Source organism: Oleiphilus sp. HI0066 (assembly GCF_001635725.1).
In genome coordinates this window covers 1-1026 of the sequence record NZ_LWFH01000190.1, presented here as the reverse complement: position 1 = coordinate 1026, position 1026 = coordinate 1, and the positions used below count along the sequence as shown (strand labels likewise).

Annotated in this window: 1 protein-coding gene; it reads right to left on the bottom strand. The window is 46.2% G+C overall.

All coding sequences use genetic code 11. The annotated features are described in order from the left end of the window. The coding region (locus A3738_RS03025) for a CocE/NonD family hydrolase (protein WP_304440058.1) at positions 1-1026 on the bottom strand (1026 nt) is incomplete at both ends.

Sequence of the window (1026 nt, the reverse complement as noted above, 5' to 3'; positions counted from 1 at the left end):
ATCACCCCAGTTCGCATCAGGAAGAGTGATAACGCCGTGTGTAATTAACTTACCCCAGCCCCAAGAATCCATATCGTACAAGTACGCGACGATCTGAGCTTTATTGTAGTGGGGTTGTACGCGAAGGTTCACGCTTGGCGTGCCGCGAATTTCCATTTTTGCATCAAGACGGTCGCTTTCCCAGTAAATCGCACGGAATTCGCTCTCAGCTTTGATGTTAGCAATAACAGGGATGTCTACCTGCTCAAGAAGGTCGCCTAGAATTGGTACGCCAGTTGAGAAGGTTGTCCCGAACCAGCCGTTAATGGTGTCGTCAGTTTCCATGTTGAACCATGACCAGTATTGGTAGGTTTCCATGTCGCCAGTGTCGAAGGTAGAGCGTGGGTGCAAGTAATAGGTTTGCTCAGTCGCTTCTGGAATTGGGTAGGTGTCAAATAGATCGAATTTGTCTTCAAAACGAACCTTCATGTTCACTGTTTTTGCTGACGATAAAGCGTTAGTTTCGCCTTTCAAATGAATGTCGAACCAGTCGTATACGTTTTCCCAAATAACGTTTTCACCCAAGCCAACAAGTGATGAAAGTAATTCAGCAGTTGCGTGTGTACCTGGCAGCAAGTCAACGTACTTAGGTGTAGTAAATTGACTAAACATGTCCATCAGAGTGTTAGGCATAAATAGGTTATCACCATAAGCTTTTGCAAGGTAAACCGCAGTGCCATTTTCATTCAATTGATCAACGTAATTGATCGGTGAACGGATACTTGCCCATTCTACAACGTCTGGAATCGCATCTAGGTTCTGATTTTTTACATTGTTCCAGTGTTGGTCAATGATTGGGTCTGGGTTGCCTGTTAAGCCGCCTGCTAGATTAAGTAGCTCACCCCAAACTTGGCGTGGCGATTGGTCGCCGTACAAAGCATGAACTAGATCGCCCCATGAACTCATTGCTGCAATGGCTTTTACGCGAGGGTCTTGCGCTGCACCTAGTAAGCTGATGCCTGAGCCGTAAGAAATACCCGCTGTTGC